The organism is Glutamicibacter sp. MNS18 (assembly GCF_026107515.2).
Taxonomy (GTDB): domain Bacteria; phylum Actinomycetota; class Actinomycetes; order Actinomycetales; family Micrococcaceae; genus Glutamicibacter.
In genome coordinates, this window is the sequence record NZ_JAPCHW010000012.1 from 23,043 (window position 1) to 40,491 (window position 17,449).

Genomic DNA, 17,449 nt, shown 5'->3' on the forward strand with positions numbered 1-17,449 from the left:
ACCTGTTCCTCATCCAGCCTAGGTACTTTTGGGCCAACGGGCTATGCGATTCGAAGGTACCGCGGTGAAAAGGATCGGTTTTCACTCAACGCGTAGTGTGGCTTTAGCGGTGCCGCATCACCTCATGGGAGAATGAACGCATGACTGCAATTGCTACGCATAAAGCTACGATTCACACCAATCAGGGCGACATCGTCGTCAACCTCTTCGGCAACCATGCCCCGAAGACCGTTGAGAACTTCGTCGGCCTGGCCACTGGTAAGCAGGAGTGGGTTCATCCTGAGACCGGTGACAAGAAGACCGATACCCCGCTGTACAACGGAACCATCTTCCACCGCATCATCGCCGACTTCATGATCCAGGGTGGTGACCCATTGGGCCAGGGCTTCGGCGGGCCGGGCTACCAGTTCGATGACGAAATCCATCCGGAACTGGACTTCAACTCCCCCTACAAGCTGGCCATGGCGAACGCTGGAATCCGTATGGGACGCGGCACTAACGGCTCACAGTTCTTCATCACCACCATCGCCACCAACTGGTTGCAGGGTAAGCACACCATCTTCGGTGAAGTGACCGACGAAGCCTCCCGCAAGATCGTCGATTCCCTGAACTCCGTGGCCACCGACGGCCGCGACAAGCCTCTCGAGGACGTTGTCATCGACTCGATCGACATCGAAGCCCTCTAGATCGTTGTTGCGTCGCTGACGCCCGAGGCTCCGGTAGTTCCCCGATTCTGGGAGCACCGGGGCCTTGTCCTTTAAAACCGACCGATTCTCCGACACCCGAGGTGGGAAACCATATGTCATATGGGCAAGTGTCCCCAGGCCCGACGCACGCACCTACTTGTTTTAGGCATCCCGAGACGATTTCCTATGTCTCCTGCCATCGTTGCGGCCGCCCGGTCTGTCCCGAGTGCCAGGTCCCGGCTCCTGTTGGTGTCCAATGCATCGAGTGCGTGCGGGCCGCCAACAAGGCCATCCCCCAGGCGAAAACCCAGTATGGTGGCACCGCGCGGGCCGGAGCGCCGGTCATTACCTATGGGATCATTGGCCTCAATGCCCTGATGTACCTCTTGCAGTGGATCGTGCCGAACTTTACCCAGCAGATAGTGCTGGTCGGCACGTTGGCGTATTGGGAGCCGTGGCGGATCCTCACCAGCGCCTTCGCCCACTCCCAGGGGTCGCTGCTGCATATCGCGATGAACATGTACGGTGTTTATATCTGTGGAACCTTGCTGGAACCACGTCTGGGCCGACTGCGGTTTATCTGGCTCTACCTTGTCTCCGCTTTGGGTGGGTCGCTTGGCGTTATGCTGCTCAGCGATCCGCTCAGCGCCACACTCGGAGCCTCCGGTGCACTCTCCGGGCTGTTCCTCGCGCTGTTCGTCGTCTTCAGGACCAACCGATCGGCTCTGCGTCAAATGGGCATCGTCCTGGCCCTGAACGCGATCATGGGTTTCGTGGTTCCCGGGATTTCATGGCAAGGGCACCTGGGCGGAGCGGTTGTCGGTGCGGTGGCTGCTGCTGCCATCACACTTATCCCCAAGGGACCCAAACGATCCACCGTTCAGTTCGTGCTATTGGGGATTCTCAGCGCGCTGGTGATCGGCATATTGTCCATCTCGGCCTTTGCGATTCGCTGGCCTTACCTGTAATTCGAACATCGACGACAACCGTTATCCACAAGCCTTGTCCACACTGTTAATAACTTACACACATGTAATTCACGGGCATGCACGGCCGCCGGAGGCCGTGCATGCCCTGTTTTTCGCCAAATCCACGACACCAAACGCTATTGTGCACAGTTTAATTCACATCTGTGGATAACTTTTAAACAGGGGGTGTAGATAAGAGTCGTTGCGAGCGAGCGCAGTGCTCCGGCAATTTCTTCGAATTTTTATGCGAACCGAGGTTGACATGGCCGAACCGGGGAGGCTGGGGCCTCTCGCGCACGGTATCCACAGTGGTAATCCACAGTGTTAATAACTTACAGGTCTGTAATTCAGATCCGGAAAACACTGTCATTCGGCGGATTTTCGAGCGCGGTCCACTGAGGGCGACCCCTTTATCCCCACTTGTGGATAAGGTTGTGAACAACATATGGGCTGGACTGTCCACAATGGCTGTGGATAGCTGTGGAAAAGTGTTGATAAGTCTTGTTAGAAGAGCGGTCGAGCCAGTTCTATGGCCAGATAGCACATGAAGATGCAGATCACCAGGTCCAGGACTTGCCAGGCCCGGGGATTTGAGAACACCTTGGAGAGCATTCCCGAAGCTGCGCCCAGGGCGCTGAACCACACGAGGCTGGCGCCGATGGCGCCCATGGCAAAAATCCATCGATCGGTGCCGAATGAATTGCCGATAGATCCCAGTAGTAACACCGTGTCCAGGTACACGTGGGGATTGAGCCAGGTGAGGGCCAGGGTAGTGAGGATGACCCGAGCCAGGGAGGAGCTGGCAGGATTTTGCCCCGCAGATATGAACGAGGGTTTCAACGCCCGCCGTAATGCGAAAATAGCGTAGCTGGCCAGGAATGCCGCCCCGCCAATACGGGCGATGGGAAGGATCCATGCCGCTCGTTCAATCAGCGCACCAATTCCGGCGATTCCCGCGGCAATCAAGAGCGCATCCGATATTGCGCACAGGGCCACGGCAACCCAGACATGCTGCCGGGTAATGCCCTGGCGCAGTATGTAGGCGTTCTGCGCACCGATGGCTACGATCAGGGACAAACCGGTACCGAATCCCGTCAGGGCTGGGGAAATGAGCATGGGATAACAGTAGGATGGTCCGGATTTCCTGTCGAACTTAATTAACTAAACCCACATTAGAATGGCTAATGTGAATTTCGATCTTGAGCAGTTACAGACCCTGCTGGCGGTCGTCGATGCTGGAAGCTTCGAGGACGCGTCAATCGATTTGGGGATCACCCCCTCGGCCGTCAGCCAGCGGATCAAAGCCCTGGAATCACGGGCCGGGGCGGTGCTGCTCGTCCGTTCCAGGCCGGTAACCGCTACGGATCAAGGACACCGGATTCTGGGATATGCCCGGCAGATCACCATGTTGGGTCGGGAACTGGGCGCCGAGCTGCAAGGTGACGGCCACTCGTCGGGCCGTGTGGCCATCACCGTGGGAGTGAACGCCGACTCACTGGCCACCTGGTTCGCGCCGGTTTTCACTGAACTGGCGCAACGCCGAGATCTGAGCTGCGAGTTCATCAGAGCCGATGAGCATCAAAGCTCCCGGTTGCTCAAGGAAGGCAAAGCCAGTGGAGTGGTGACCACCCGGGCAGAGGCCCTGCAGGGCTGCACCTCCCAACACTTGGGGACCATGCGCTACCGTGCGGTGGCCGCTGACCCGCTGGTCTCCGGCAATGGACAGGGCGCGTTGGATGCCAGGATGCTCTCCGCTCTGCCGGTAGTGAATTTCGACCGCGAGGATCCCCTGCAGCAGGATCTGCTCGAACAGGTCACGGGCACGCGCCGCTGGGATGACGTCCCGGTCCACTATGTCCCGGACTCGTGGCAGTTTGCCGCTGCCATCGAGGCCGGAATGGGCTGGGGGATGCTTCCCGAGGTGCAACTGCGAAGGCTGCCGGGGTTGCGGGTCCTGCATCCTGCGTGGATGATCGAGGTGCCGCTGTACTGGCAACGATGGTCGGTGGCGTCCTCCGCCCTGGATGACCTGGGACGGATGCTGTTGGCGGCGTCGTGTGATGCCGGTCTGCGCACGTTGTGAACGGCGGCAGCAATCGAGCGTGGCCGGTATAGCGGAAACCCCGGTCAGCATGTTACTGACCGGGGTTTCCGGAAAATCGGGGGTACCAGCCAGCTATTTCCAGTTTGTGGTCATGAAAAAGCCGACCATGGCGATGCCGAAGCCGATGACGATGTTCCAGCCACCGATATTCGGGATCGGGTAGAGGGTCTGCGAAATGTAGTAGACCATTACCCACACCAGGCCCAGCAACATGAGGCCGAACATGACCGGCTTGTACCAGGCAGGATTGGTCGTCTCAGCGCTGTGTGCCGCCTGCTTGTTGTTCCCCGGCTTATCCGTGCGACGCTTCGATTCAGGCAATGTGCAGCTCCCTAGCTTCTTCAGCCCAATGTAGTAATCGGGAAGCACCAAGGTGTTCCCGGTAGTCTTAAGGGCGAAGTGCCGGCAATCGAACGCCTGTACTTCGCTTAGCTTCCATACTAGCGGTTTCCGACGCGATGAATCTCGTTGAATCCGCTTCTATGCCAAGTACATTGCACCTATCTGCCTACTCCTGCGAGGAATGCATAGTGAACCGAACGGTCACACAACCTGGACGGCGAACTGCCCGGCCACAGGTTAGCGTTGGCAACCGGATTCTCGGTGTCTTCGGAGAAATCCTGATCACCCTTGGAATCGTCCTGATGCTCTATGTGGCGTGGGAACTGTGGTGGACGAATATCGACTCGGCCCAAGCCCAGAAGCAAGTGACCAACGAGCTGGTGCAGAACCTGGGGGACGTCCACATTCCCGAAGATGGGGACGATGACAAGGATTACGGACCGGCTCCGGTGACCCAGATCAATGACGGGGAAACCTTTGGAATCATGTACTTTCCCACATTCGGCCGTAACGGAACCCACCACCCGGTGACCAACGGGGTCGGCCCTGAGGTCATCAACCGGGTCGGGATCGGGCACTATCCGCAGACCCAGCAACCAGGGGAACTGGGGAACTTTGCGGTAGCGGCACACCGTCAGACCCATGGCCAGGTGTTCTGGGATATCGACAAGTTGGGCCAGGGAGATCGCGTCTACCTGCAAACCAAGGAAGGCTATTACACCTACACCTGGCGTTCGACCGAGATTGTGCAGCCGAGTGCCGGTGAGGTATTGCTTCCCGTTCCACATGAGTATGGTCTCGAGCCGACAAGCTCGATCCTGACCATGACCAGCTGCCACCCACCGTTCTCCACCCGGGAACGGATCATCGCCTATTCCGAGTTGACCAGTTGGCGGCCGTTGGAGGCCGGACCACCGGCCGAGATCCGGGATATGGTCAAGGACGCAACTTCGTAGGGACAGCACATGTATTCATGGATATTTCGTAATCTTCCCGGCCCATTGTGGCTTCGCATCATCTTTGCGATGATTCTGATCGCGGCCACCGTGCTATTACTGATGGTGTACGTTTTTCCGTGGCTGACCCAGTTCAGCCCATTTACCGAATCGACGATTGGTTTGAGGATACTGTGAGCACGATGAAGATCCTGGTAGTCGACAACTACGATAGCTTCGTTTACACATTGGTCGGCTACCTGCAGGAACTCGGTGCGCAAACCACCGTCATCCGAAATGACGAGTACAGCCTGGATGAGGTGATCGGGATGGCAACAGCACATGACGGCATCCTGGTCTCTCCCGGTCCCGGGGACCCTGCGGGGGCCGGTGTCAGTATTGGTCTCATCAAGTGGTGCGGCGAGCACTCAAAGCCCATGCTGGGGGTCTGCCTGGGCCACCAGGCGTTGGCCGAGGCCTTTGGCGCCACCGTCACCCATGCCGAGGAACTGATGCACGGCAAGACCTCGCAGCTGAAACACACCGGACACCCGATTTTCTCGAATGTCGCCAACCCGTTCACCGCCACGCGCTACCATTCGCTGGCTGCGGTGCGGGAGACCATTCCCGAGGAACTGGAGATCATCTCGGAAACCAACGGGGGAGTGGTGATGGGCCTGGCCCACCGGAGCAAGCCACTATGGGGTCTGCAGTACCACCCCGAGTCGGTCTTGACCCAGGACGGATATCTCATGCTGGGGAACTGGCTCGAGCACGTGGGGCTGAGTGGAGCCGCCTCGAAGGCGACCACACTCAGCCCGCTGTTCAGTGCCGAATAGTCAGGTCACCGACTAATCTTCGTCCGCATCGCCCTCATCCTCCGCTGATGGGGGCGTTGTCGGTTCCTCGGGACTTTCACTTTCTTCCTCGGTCGGGGAAGGGGAGGGCTGCACCGGCTCGCTGGCCACCAGTAACTGGATGATGCTGCCTTGGGCCACGTCCTCATTGGGACCCGAGGACTGCCTGATCACCGTTCCCGGCTCGGCATCATCACTTTCCTCGTAGCTGTACTGCACCTTCAGCCCCAGGTCCTCGGCCTCCAGTTTCTCTGTGGCCTCTTCCAGGGTCAGCTCCAGGACTCCGGGAACGGTGACCTTTCCGGTGGACAGCACCAGATCCACCTTGGTGCCGGCCTTGACCTTGGAACCCATCTCGGGAGTGGTCTTGACCACCCAGTCGGTAGGAATGCTTGGATGGTTCTCCCGGGTCACCTCACCGACTTCCAGCCCTGCGGCCCGCAGGGCCTCACGGGCGGCCACCTCGGTTTGGTTCGCCAGGGATTCGGGGATGGTGCGCTGCTCGGATCCATCGGAGATATACAGGCGGATCAAGGACTCCGGTGGGATCGAGACACCCTCCGCAGGATCGGTCCGGGTCGCCAGGTTCTGATCCACCTCGTCACTGAACTCGTGCTCGACCTGTACGGTGAAATTCAAGGCGGTCAGCTGGGCATACGCGTCGTCCTCGGACATGTTGGCGACGGCGGGGATCTGTACCGGAGCATTGCGTTCCTGCTCCATCTGGATCATCCGGAATACCATGAAGCCGGCGAAGACCACTGCGAGCACCGCGATGATCGAGATCAGCCACAGCATGCCGCGGTTCGACCTGGTCTTGCTGGTATTGTCCCGATGTTGCTGACGGGTGGCGAAAACCGGGTGCTCATCCGTGGCGGGATGTGCAGCGTGGCTGGTCTGGAGCGGAGCGTAGCTGCTGGTCGGCGCATCCTGGTAGAGGGCCACGGTTTGCTGGCTCGAGGTGTCCTGCGTGGCATCCCGGTAGGGGATTCCCTGGTAGGCATCATCCAGGGCACTGGCCAGGGCCCCAGCCGAGGCGAAACGTGAGTCACGTTCCTTTGACAGCGCCTTGAGCACCACCGCATCGTAGATCTGCGGTACGTCCGGATTGGCCTGGCTGGGGGGAACCGGATCCTCACCCACATGCTGGTAGGCCACGGATACCGGTGAATCGCCGGTAAACGGCGGCTTGTGCACCAGCAGCTCATAGAGCAGGCATCCGGCCGAATAGATGTCGGTCCGGTGATCAACGATCTCTCCACGGGCCTGTTCCGGGGACAGGTATTGGGCCGTGCCCACGACGGCGGCGGTCTGGGTCATGGTGGCCGACGCATCGTTCACGGCCCGGGCAATCCCGAAGTCCATGAGCTTGACGTGACCGTCCTCGGTCACCATGACATTGGCGGGCTTGATATCGCGGTGCACCACGTTCTTGGCATGTGAGTGCTCCAGGGCCTGGCAGACCCCGTGCATGACATCCACCGCGAATTGCGGCTGGAGGTCCTCGTCCTTCAACAGCTGGCGCAACGTCTGACCGGTGACGTACTCCATGACGATGTACGGCAGGTCCTCGGCCCGTTGCCCCTCGGCCTCGATGACCCCGGTGTCGTAGACGGCCACGATATTCGGGTGGCTCAACCCGGCCACGGCCCGGGCCTCCCGTTCGAACCGGGTGACTACCATCGAATCCCGGGCGGTATCGGGGCGCAGCAGCTTGATCGCCACCTTGCGGGAAAGGACACGGTCCGTTCCCAGGTAGACGTCGGCCATGCCACCACGCCCGATCAAGGACTGGACCTCATAGCGGTCATTGATCAGGGCGGGGATCCCCGGTGGAAGCGCTGAGTGCTCGCTCATCAGTCTTCGTCCGGCTCCGTATCGCTACCATCCGTGGCGGATTCGGTGGGTGTAGTCGTCGGGGTGGGGCTGGTTGTGGGTCCGGAGGAAATCACCAGGTCGACCCGCGTCCCCTGGGGTACCTCACCGCCTGAGGGATCCTGCTGCAGCACGGTACCAGCGACCCGTGAGTCCGGTTGTTCGGTCACCGATCCCACTGCCAAGCCGGCATTCTGTAACGCCGTTTGGGCCTGGCTGGACTGCTGGCCCACTACATTGGGTACTTCCACGTCGGTGATTTCCGGCGCCATCGCGTAGCTGACGCTGATCGTCGAGCCCGGGGCCACCGTGCCCATGGGACGCATGGAGGTTACGGTTCCCGGTTCAGTGGTATCCGATTCCACAGGTGTGGCGTTGACCGTCAAACCCAGGCCTTCCAACTGCGAGGTGACCGAATCGATGTGCTGTCCGGTCAGGTCCGGGACCGTCACCAATTCCGGACTGGATTCCTGGGTCGGTTCGGTGGTCTCCTGGGTCGGTTCGGTGGTTTCGGTGGTCGGCTCGCTGCTTTCGGTCACGGACACCGTTGGTGAGGGGGAGCTGGTTTCCCCAGGTTCATCATTCCCGGTGAGCAGCGGCATCAGCCAGGCGCCCAAGCCGATCAGCACACCGAGCACCACCAGCACCACCAACGGGATCAGCCACGGGCTGGACTTCTTTTCATCGGCGTCGTGCTCGTCCTCGTGGTCTGCCAGGTCATCGGAGTCGAAGTCGCTGTAACCCGCGGAAGCCTGGAAGGACTCGTCGGCCGGTCCGGCCACCGGCAGGGCGCTGGTGGCCGGTGAGGCCTCATGGACGGAAGTCTGCTGCGAATGCACCTGGGTGGCGTCATCACCCAGGCCCAGGGCCTGGGTTGCGGCGTCATCGATGCCGGTAAGCAGCATGCCCGGAACGGCGATGACCGCAGTGCGGGTATCCTCGACCCGCAGGGCCTCGGCGGCCTCGGCCAGGGCATTGGCGTTCTTCGGGCGTTCGGCAGGATCCTTGGCCAGCATCGACATGATCAGCTGGCGTACCGGGCCCGGGATGGACTCGGGCAATGGCGGGGGAGCGTCGTTGACCTGGGCCAGCGCGATCGCGATCTGCGATTCTCCGGTAAACGGCCGGCGTCCGGCCAGCAGCTCGTAACCGATGACACCCAGGGCGTAGATGTCGGAACTGCCGGTGGCGGTCTGACCGGTGGCCTGCTCGGGCGCCAGGTACTGGGCGGTACCCATCACCTGGCCGGTGGCGGTCAGCGGGACCTGGTCGGCCAGGCGCGCGATGCCGAAGTCGGTGATCTTCACCTTGCCCGACGGGGTGACCAGGATATTTCCCGGTTTCACATCCCGGTGGACCAGACCGTGTTCATGGGCGGCGGCCAGGGCCCGGGCGGTTTGCGCAATCAGCGAGAGCGTGCGGTCCACATCGAGCTTGCGGTCGCGCTCGATGATGGTGGACAGCGGCGGGCCGGGCACCAGTTCCATGACCAGGTAGGCCGAACCGTCTTCTTCGCCGTAGTCGAAGACACCGGCGATCCCCGGGTGGTTCAGCAAGGCGGTATGCCGGGCCTCGACGCGGAAGCGGGTCAGGAACCCCTCGTTGCCGGTGTACTCCTCCTTGAGGATCTTGATGGCGACCAGGCGCCCCAGCACCTGGTCGCGAGCTTTCCAGACCTCGCCCATGCCACCGATCGCGATGCGGTCGGTCAGCTTGTAGCGACCTCCCAGGGTTGTCCCGGTTACTGGTCTCACTGGTTGAACACCGCCTCTGTCATTTGCTTCATCAGGTCTACTGCCACCCGGGAGTGGGTGTTGTAGTCAACTCTTTGCAAGGCCACCGTAATGGCCACTTCCGGGTCATTGCCCGGTGCGAACCCGGTAATCCAGGAGTTCACCGTGCGACCGTGCCCTTCTTCGTTTACGTCGTAATTCGCCGTGCCGGTCTTGGCCCGCAGATCCACCCCGGGAACCTGGGCTCGCACGGCCGTGCCGTTCTGCACCGGTTCCTTCATCAGCTCGGCCACCTGGTCGGCGATCTCCTCGGTGGTGGCGGTGGAGAACTCCTTGGGCTGCGGTTCCTCGATGACCCGCAGATCCGGAGCGATGACCTTCTTGATCAGGTTCGGCTGCATGATCACCCCGCCGTTGGCGATGCCCATGGCCACCATGTTCATCTGCAACGGGGTGGCCTGGTTGTCGAACCCGCCAATGGAACCCTGCGCCAGTTGACCTGCATCCATATTCGGCGGGAACTGGCTGTTGATCACCGACAGCGGGATGCTCAGCTGCTGGTTGAACCCGAAACGCTCCGCCACATCCTCAAACGGGGTATTGCCCAGCTTCTCGGTCATCAGTGCGAACGGGGTGTTGCAGCTGTTGGCGGTGATCCAGCGCAGGGATGCCTCGGTCCGGGTCGAACAGCGGCCTTCGGCGAAGTTGCTGATCCTCGCCCCGGCGATATTCACCTCGTTGGGATTCGCGATCGCGGTGTCCAGATCGTATTCGCCGGATTCCAGACCGACAACCAGATCCAGGATCTTGAAGCTCGAGCCGGGGTTGAAACGATTGCCGATGGCAGGGTTGATATAGGGGCTCAAGCCCCTGACCTCGGTCAGCGCCTTCAGGTTCTCGTTGGCCAGCTTGGTGGAGTGCACCGACAGATCGTTCGGGTCGAAGCTGGGCTTGGAGGCCATGGCCAGGATGTTGCCTGTCTTCACCTCGGTGACGATGATGCTGCCCATGACGTCATCGGGCAGCATGGCGAAGGCGGCCTGCTGCAGCCGGTCATCAATGGTCAACTCCACCGAGGCTCCCTCGGAGGAGTTGCCGGTGAACATGGCCGAGAGCCGGTCGAAGAGCAGATCGGAATCGTTTCCGGTCAGCCAGCCGTTCAATTCGCTTTCCAGGTGCGTGGACATATTGGCCAGCGAGTAGAAACCGGTCAGATGCGCATAGGCTTCGGGTTCGTTGTAGGTGCGCTGGTAGGTGAACTGGCCGTCCTCGGTGGGAACCGATTCGGCGATGGGCTTGCCATCGACCAGGATCGCCCCCCGGGGCAGGTCGAATTCACGATAGAGCTGGCGCTTGTTCAGCGAGTTGCCGGCCAATTGTTCGGCGGCGAAGAACTGGATGTAGCTCAATCCACCGAAACAGATGACAAATAACAGCACCAGCGCGATCCAGACGCGTCGAATAGCCTGGTTCACTTGGTTTTCACCGCCTTCGTACTTGCCGCGCCGGGTGTGGCGACCTCATCGGTGGGCCCCACACTGCCGGACATCGGCCTGCGGGAATTATGTGAAATCAGCAGCAACAAGGCCACAATGATCCAGTTGGCCAACAGCGAGGAGCCGCCGGCGGCCATGAACGGTGTGGCCAAGCCGGTCAATGGGATCAACCGGGTAACACCACCGACGATCACCAGGCACTGCAGGGCCAATGTGAAGGACAGGCCGGTGGCCAGCAACTTGCCGAAGGTGTCGCGCGAACCGAGTGCCGCGCGCATGCCCCGGGTGACCAGCAGCAGGAAGAGCATCAGGATGGCGGCCAAGCCGATCAGTCCCAGCTCCTCGCCGAAGGAGGCGATGATCATGTCGGAGTTGGCCAGCGGCACCCGATACGGGGAGCCGTTGCCCAGCCCGGTCCCGACCAGCCCGCCGTCGGCCATGCCGAACAGGCCCTCGACAATCTGCATGCTGCCGCCCTGGGCGTGGTACACCTCCGGGTCGAAGGCGTTGATCCAGGTATTCAGGCGGCGGGTCACATGGGACATCGTGGTGGCGGCGAACAGGCCACCGACAACCACCATCAGCAGGCCGATCACCACCCAGGAGATCCGGGCCGTGGCCACGTAGATCATCACGATAAACAGGCCGAAGAACAGGATTGATGAGCCCAGGTCACGTTGCACCACCAGGACTCCGATGGACACCAGCCAGGCAATCACCATGGGCGCCATATCGCGCATCCGCGGAAATTGCATCGGACCGAACTTGCGCCCTGCCATCAGGATCAGGTCGCGGTTCGAGGACAGGTATCCGGCAAAGAAGATGGACAGCGTGATCTTGGCCAGTTCGCCGGGCTGCAGCGAGAATCCGGCAACGCGTACCCAGATCCTGGCACCGTTGATGGTCACTCCGAGCTTCGGGATCATCGGCAGCAGCAACAGCAGGATGGATACCAGCAGGGCGATATAGGTAAAACGGCGCAGGTTACGGTGATCCCGCAGGGCCCAGAGCACCACCGCCGCGATCAGCATCGCAATACCGGTCCAGATCAGCTGCCGGAAGGACTGCTCGGTGGAACGGGACAGGTCGATCCGGTGGATCATGGCCAGCCCCAGGGAGTTCAAGGCCACCGTGATCGGAAGTATTACCGGATCGGAATATTTGGCGAAAATCCGCAACAGCACATGCAAGAGCAGGGCCAATCCGCTGAGGATGCTCATCTCCACGATGAAGTCGGTATGATCCACCTCGTCCGTGGCGCTACCCACCAGGTAGAACGCGGCAAAACCCACCCCGAGTGCCAGGACCAGCAACAGGAGCTCGAAATTGCGCCGGGGGACCGGTGCGGTCTGCAATTCGCTCATTGCATGATCTCCTCACAGTAGGCGGGTACGGTTTCCTGCTCGGGGTCCGATTCATCGCCCCCGGGGGCCTGGACCGGACAGTTCTGCTTGGCGGTCACCAGCAGCTCATGCACCATCGACTGGGCATGGTTCAGGTCCTGCGCATGCAACGCACCCTCAACACGCTGGCGTGAATAGGCCGGCAGGGCCTCGAGCGGGATGTTGCTGACGGATTCGACCTCGGAGAGCGAAATCGGCCCCAGTTCCTGGGGTACCCCCCGGTAGATGGCCACATTGCCGTCCTTGGGGGCAACGAAGTACTGCGTCTGGGTCCAGAGGTATCCCCAGGCGCCGACAATGACCACCAACACGCTCATAAGGGTCAGCAACACCGGGAGGAACCAGCGCCGACGCGGTGCGGTGCTCTCCAGCGGATCGAGCATGTCGCTGGCTTCGGGAGAACGGTGGGTCAGTAGCGCGGCTGCCCGGCGTTCGCCGGTGCTCTGCGTCACCACGGGTATCTGGCCGGTTTGCGTGGCCAGGTCCGCTGCGCCCACCAGCAGGTGGGGCCGCTGCGAGATCTCATGGCGCAACAAGGAGGCGCTGGCCTCGACATCTCCCTCGGCGGCAATGGTCAATTGCCCGGTATCCGGTTCGGGATCATCCGAGGCGGAGGCGATGCGGGGTTCTTCCGCGGCATCAATGACATCAAAAATGACGATGGTGACATTGTCCGGCGCGCCGTTGTGCAAGGTGGTGGCCACCAAGTCGGCCACCGCCTCGTTCATGTCGTGGGTGGTCCGCAGGGTCTGCTCGATAATGGCATCCGGGACCACATCGGTCAGCCCGTCGGAGCACAGCAGCCAGCGTTCACCTGCGGCGGCGGGCAACTGCTGGATATCCAGTTCCGGAGAGGCATCCGAATCGCCCAGCACCCGCAACAGCACGTTCTTATGCGGATGGACCAGCGCCTCGGCCGGGCTGATCCGACCTTCCTCAACGAGACGTTGGACAAAGGTGTGGTCGCGGCTGATCTGCTCGAAGACCCCGTCCTTGAGCCGGTAGGCCCGTGAATCGCCGATATGGGCCAGGTGCAGCACCTGGTCTGCAAGCAGGACCGAGGTAACCGTGGTGCCCATTCCCGAGAGCTTGGGGTTCGCTGCCACCAATTCGTTCAGCACCAGGTTGGCGGCCTGGATCTCGTCGGGCAGCGCGTTCTGCGGATCCGGGGTGTGAGGTCGATCCAGATGGATCAGATCCAGCACAGTGGACGCCGAGGCGACATCCCCGCCAACATGACCGCCCATGCCATCGGCCAGAACCGCGAGGTACTCCCCGGCGTAGGCCGAGTCGTCGTTCTTCGAACGCACGCGGCCCACGTCGGATAGGGCGGCAAATTTGAGCTTCAACGCCATAGGCTAGGCTTTCAACTCCAGCACGGTCTTGCCGATCCGGATGCGCTGGCCGATTTCCACCTGCTGTGGACGGGCCAGCTGGTTTTCCCCGACAAAGGTGCCGTTGGTGGAGCCCAGATCCTCAATGAACCATCGTGAGCCCTGCGGGAATAGCCGGGCGTGGCGCCCGGAGGCATAGTCGTCATCCAGCACCACCGTGGCGTCCTGGGCGCGGCCGAAGAGGATGGGGGTGCCTGCAAGCTTGATTTCACGGCCCGACAGGGGGCCTTCGAGAACCAGCAGCGCGGTGGCAGCCTTCCGGGCCGTGGGTTCCGGTTCCGCCAGCTGCGGGTTCTTCTTCTTGGCACGGGCGCTGGGTTCACCGGTGCGTGCCCGGGTTCCGATGACCAGATCGCGGCGCATGGCACCAACCACGCTGAGTACCAGTAGCCACAGCAGGACCAGGAAACCGAGACGGAACAGGGCCAACACCAGGTCGTTCATGCGTGTCCTCCTGATTTGTGGGTGATGAGGCGGAAGACGACCTTGGTCTTGCCCAGGGAAATCACCGAACCATCCGAGACGCGCGTTTCGCCGGTGATCCGCCGACCGTCGACGTAGGTTCCGTTGGTGGAGCCCAAATCCACCACGACGTAGCCGTTCTGGCGCTTTTCCACCCGGAAGTGCTGGCGCGAGACCCCTGGATCCTCGATGGGGATGTCAGTTGAGTTCGAGCGTCCCAGCACGATCGAGGGATGGTGCAGGGCATAGCGTTGGCCGCCGACTTCCAAGACGGCCTGCTTGGCCAAGGGGGCCGCCGGCGCCGGGGAAGCCTGGGTCCGTGGCTGTGCCATGGTCCTGGCCGGGTTCGGGGTCGATGTCGGGGCCGGTGTGGGTGCCACCGGCGCGGCAGGTGGTGCCTTGACGGCTGCCGAGGCGGCTGCATCCGTTGACCCCTTCTTGATCGCGGCGGCAATCTCGAACTCACCGCGACGGTGTTCCTCTTCACTCACGAAGTGGATGCGGATGTCATCCTGGACCGAATAACCCTGCCTCACGGCATGGTCTGCGGTGACCTTGGCCATTTCGTTGACGACTTCCGACCCCCAACCCTTGGCGGTCTCGTAGTCGTCCGCGCTCAGGCGGACCACGAAGTCGTTAGGTGCCAGGCTGCGACCTTCGCTGATGGCCATGATTCCCCGGTCCATCTCGTTGCGCAGCGCAGTGGTGAGTTCCACCGGTTTGATCGCTGCGCTGCTGTTGCCACGAAAGAAGCTGGTGACGACCTTCTCTAGACCACGTTCGACGTTGTCGAGAAAGCTCATTTCGAGCGCTCCTTTCCTCGGATACATGCATGTCGCAGACAGGTTGTCTGGATCTCCCGCCATCATGGCACGGAACTTCATTGTCGATCTTACTGTTTTCAGCTGTGGAATTGCAGAAAGTATCCTGCGCGCAGTCCGACGATAGGCCAACGAATAGCGTGTCGAAAGAGTTTCGATTGTGTTGGTGGACACATCGGGGTGGATCGATTAGGAGAATCGAAACGAGTATGTATAAGATTATTCTCGTTGCTGCGAGAGTAGCGAACAAGCGCGAGTGGCGGAATTGGTAGACGCGCTGGCTTCAGGTGCCAGTGCCCGCAAGGGCGTGGGGGTTCAAGTCCCCCCTCGCGCACAATAAGGAAATGACCCTTGACCAGAGAAGAAATTCTCACGGTCCAGGGTCATTTTCGTTTCCCCGGAACTTCCCGCGCGGATCCAGTCGGCCCCCTGTTGGCCTGCAGGGGATGCCGGGATCCGACGGTGCGTGCCAAGCCGGGGTGGATTGGGCCCTTCCGCGGTGCCTGAGGACGGGTTCATCCAACGGTGGTGTCACCGCCGTGCGATTGCCGCCTGCGGGTCCGGCCCCGGGGCATTGCGCGGGTAGCTTCCGTTTTCCACGCTGCGGCGTGGAGGGTTCACTGGCCGTGGCGTGCTGGATCTCACGGATGTTTCCGTAACGGGAGGGCATACCTTCGGCGGGTGTCAGAGGGAAGGAAGTATGCCCGGATAGTGAACCCTGAACCACCACTCTAATATGTGATCACAAATCACACAATGGTCCACTGAGAAAAATACTAATCCCTTCCAGGGGGTGTTTCTGATCACAGATCACGTGTAGTATCGCTTCTTGTCCACAGGTGCGGGTGTCAACCGACCATCTGGAGAGACAAATGGAACTCATTAACAGCATCAGCTCCTGGATCTGGAATCCCATGGCGTACTTTGCGCTGGGGATCGGCGTCTTCTTTACCTTGCTGACTAAGGGTGTTCAATTCAGACGCCTGCCCGACATGATCCGTCAACTCAAGTCGAGCAAATCCGGCGATGGCGGATTGTCCTCGTTCCAGACGTTGGCGTTGACCTTGTCCTCGAGGATGGGCGTGGGCTCCATTGCCGGCGTGGCGACAGCGATCGCCGCGGGAGGCCCGGGAGCGATCATGTGGATGGCCATCACCGGTTTGCTGGGGGCGACATGCGCCTATGGCGAAGCGGTCCTGGCCCAGGTGTTCAAGCGCCGGGTCCAGGGCGAGGACCGCGGAGGCATGCCCTACTACATCAAGTACGGGCTCAAAGCCCCCTGGTTGGCAGCGGTTGTTGCCACCGTCACCGTGATCGGCTACGGGTTCGTGTTCCCGGGAATCCAGGCCAACAACATCGCCTCGAGTGTCGAACAGGCCTTCAACCTCACCCCGTGGATCACTGCTGTGGTGATCACCTCCCTGCTGGCCATCGTCATTGTCGGTGGTACCAAGCGCATCGTTAGCGTCGCCAGCACGATCGTGCCGATCATGGCGGTGGGCTACATGCTCACTGCCTTGATTGTCATCTGCTTCAACCTACCTCGGGTGCCGGAGACCATTGTCATGATCGTGCAAAGCGGCGTGGGGATCGAGCCGATGTTCGGTGGCCTGCTGGGCTATGCGGTGGCCTGGGGTGTGCGTCGGGCGGTGTTCGCCTCGGCTACCGGACTGGGTGAGGGAACCTTCGCGGCGGCAGCCGCGGACACCACACATCCGGGCAAACAGGGCATTGTCCAGGCCTTCAGCATCTACATCGATATCCTGCTGGTGTGCATGTCTACCGGGCTGATCATCACTGTCACCAACTCCTACCATGTGCTCGACAAGGCCGGGGGTTTCCTGGTCAACCACGTCCCGGGGGCCGTGGCCGGACCGAACTTCGTGCAACTGGGGATCGACCAGACGCTTCCGGGGTGGGGATCCATTTTCGTGGCAATCGCGGTCTTCCTGTTCGCTTTCACCTCCCAGGTGTTCTTCTTCTACGTGGCCACGACCAACCTGGTGTTCCTGCTCGGGGAGAGACGCAACCGGCTGCTGGAAAGCCTGTTGAAAGTTGGCGCGTTGTCCATTTCATTCATCGGTTGTGTGGTGCAAGCCGAGGCGATGTGGGCTGTGGGCGATATCGGCTACGGGATCATCGGCTGGTTGAATATGGCCAGTGTTCTTCTGCTGACGCCGATTATCCGCAAGATCGTGCGCGACTACGACCGCCAACGCAAGCTGGGGCTCGATCCCACCTTCGACCCGCTGGCCTTGGATATCCAGGGGGCGGATTACTGGGTCGAGAAGAACCGGGTGGCTGCCGGGAAGGCCGTTGTGATCCCGGGTGGGAACAACACGCGATGACCAGAGCTTAGGGGGCGGACTTCGC

15 protein-coding genes and 1 tRNA gene are annotated in these 17,449 nt (G+C 61.1%); 7 read left to right on the forward strand and 9 right to left on the reverse strand.

The genetic code is table 11. The annotated features are described in order from the left end of the window. Positions 1 to 140: 140 nt before the first annotated feature. The gene (locus OK351_RS14210) at positions 141 to 686 is read left to right on the forward strand and encodes a peptidylprolyl isomerase (RefSeq protein ID WP_265160175.1); all 546 of its coding nucleotides are present in this window, start codon (positions 141 to 143) and stop codon (positions 684 to 686) included. A 269-nt stretch (positions 687 to 955) separates the two neighbouring features. Continuing rightward, a complete protein-coding gene (locus OK351_RS14215) occupies positions 956 to 1,654 on the forward strand; it encodes a rhomboid family intramembrane serine protease (RefSeq protein WP_265160177.1) in 699 nt (232 codons plus the stop codon). Between the two features lie 504 nt (positions 1,655 to 2,158). On the opposite strand, the gene OK351_RS14220 is transcribed toward OK351_RS14215, so the two are convergent. Beyond that, complete coding sequence (locus tag OK351_RS14220) at positions 2,159 to 2,770, reverse strand: LysE/ArgO family amino acid transporter (protein WP_265160180.1); 612 nt, start codon at positions 2,768 to 2,770, stop codon at positions 2,159 to 2,161. A 70-nt stretch (positions 2,771 to 2,840) separates the two neighbouring features. Here OK351_RS14220 and OK351_RS14225 point away from each other — a divergent pair, with 70 nt between their 5' ends. Next, positions 2,841 to 3,737 carry an ArgP/LysG family DNA-binding transcriptional regulator gene (locus OK351_RS14225; protein ID WP_265160183.1) on the forward strand — a complete coding sequence of 299 codons (897 nt, stop codon included), beginning with the start codon at positions 2,841 to 2,843 and terminating at the stop codon, positions 3,735 to 3,737. 93 nt (positions 3,738 to 3,830) lie between these two features. Here the strand turns inward: OK351_RS14225 and OK351_RS14230 are convergent, their stop codons facing one another. After that, the gene (locus OK351_RS14230) at positions 3,831 to 4,079 is read right to left on the reverse strand and encodes a cell division protein CrgA (protein ID WP_265160186.1); all 249 of its coding nucleotides are present in this window, start codon (positions 4,077 to 4,079) and stop codon (positions 3,831 to 3,833) included. A gap of 209 nt (positions 4,080 to 4,288) precedes the next feature. On the opposite strand from OK351_RS14230, the gene OK351_RS14235 reads away from it, so the two are divergent. Both OK351_RS14235 and OK351_RS14240 read left to right on the forward strand, forming a co-directional pair. Continuing rightward, positions 4,289 to 5,056, forward strand: a complete 768-nt coding sequence (locus OK351_RS14235) for a class E sortase (RefSeq protein ID WP_265160189.1) — start codon at positions 4,289 to 4,291, stop codon at positions 5,054 to 5,056. A 173-nt stretch (positions 5,057 to 5,229) separates the two neighbouring features. Then, positions 5,230 to 5,874 carry an anthranilate synthase component II gene (locus OK351_RS14240; protein ID WP_265160192.1) on the forward strand — a complete coding sequence of 215 codons (645 nt, stop codon included), beginning with the start codon at positions 5,230 to 5,232 and terminating at the stop codon, positions 5,872 to 5,874. Between the two features lie 12 nt (positions 5,875 to 5,886). Here the strand turns inward: OK351_RS14240 and pknB are convergent, their stop codons facing one another. The 7 genes from pknB to OK351_RS14275 are packed head-to-tail and all read right to left on the reverse strand — an operon-like array spanning position 5,887 to position 15,058. Then, on the reverse strand, positions 5,887 to 7,749 hold the full coding sequence (gene pknB / locus OK351_RS14245) for a Stk1 family PASTA domain-containing Ser/Thr kinase (RefSeq protein WP_265160194.1): 1,863 nt from the start codon (positions 7,747 to 7,749) through the stop codon (positions 5,887 to 5,889). Beyond that, on the reverse strand, positions 7,749 to 9,521 hold the full coding sequence (locus OK351_RS14250) for a protein kinase domain-containing protein (protein ID WP_265160196.1): 1,773 nt from the start codon (positions 9,519 to 9,521) through the stop codon (positions 7,749 to 7,751). The genes pknB and OK351_RS14250 overlap by 1 nt, the downstream gene beginning before the upstream one ends. Continuing rightward, entirely contained in the window at positions 9,518 to 10,975 is a 1,458-nt protein-coding gene (locus tag OK351_RS14255; protein ID WP_265160198.1) for a penicillin-binding transpeptidase domain-containing protein, read from the reverse strand. Before OK351_RS14255 ends, OK351_RS14250 begins: the two co-directional genes overlap by 4 nt. Further along, positions 10,972 to 12,360, reverse strand: coding sequence for an FtsW/RodA/SpoVE family cell cycle protein (locus tag OK351_RS14260; protein WP_265160201.1), 1,389 nt, complete (start codon positions 12,358 to 12,360; stop codon positions 10,972 to 10,974). The genes OK351_RS14255 and OK351_RS14260 overlap by 4 nt, the downstream gene beginning before the upstream one ends. Next, positions 12,357 to 13,754, reverse strand: coding sequence for a PP2C family protein-serine/threonine phosphatase (locus OK351_RS14265; RefSeq protein ID WP_265160203.1), 1,398 nt, complete (start codon positions 13,752 to 13,754; stop codon positions 12,357 to 12,359). Before OK351_RS14265 ends, OK351_RS14260 begins: the two co-directional genes overlap by 4 nt. A gap of 3 nt (positions 13,755 to 13,757) precedes the next feature. Then, entirely contained in the window at positions 13,758 to 14,237 is a 480-nt protein-coding gene (locus tag OK351_RS14270; protein WP_265160206.1) for an FHA domain-containing protein FhaB/FipA, read from the reverse strand. Continuing rightward, positions 14,234 to 15,058 carry an FhaA domain-containing protein gene (locus OK351_RS14275; protein WP_265160209.1) on the reverse strand — a complete coding sequence of 275 codons (825 nt, stop codon included), beginning with the start codon at positions 15,056 to 15,058 and terminating at the stop codon, positions 14,234 to 14,236. Before OK351_RS14275 ends, OK351_RS14270 begins: the two co-directional genes overlap by 4 nt. A gap of 268 nt (positions 15,059 to 15,326) precedes the next feature. On the opposite strand from OK351_RS14275, the gene OK351_RS14280 reads away from it, so the two are divergent. Together OK351_RS14280 and OK351_RS14285 are read left to right on the forward strand one after the other, a co-directional pair. Continuing rightward, positions 15,327 to 15,410 (forward strand) — tRNA-Leu (locus tag OK351_RS14280). 538 nt (positions 15,411 to 15,948) lie between these two features. Continuing rightward, positions 15,949 to 17,424 (forward strand): alanine/glycine:cation symporter family protein, encoded by a 1,476-nt coding sequence (locus OK351_RS14285; protein ID WP_265160212.1) that lies wholly within the window; start codon positions 15,949 to 15,951, stop codon positions 17,422 to 17,424. Positions 17,425 to 17,449: the final 25 nt, after the last annotated feature.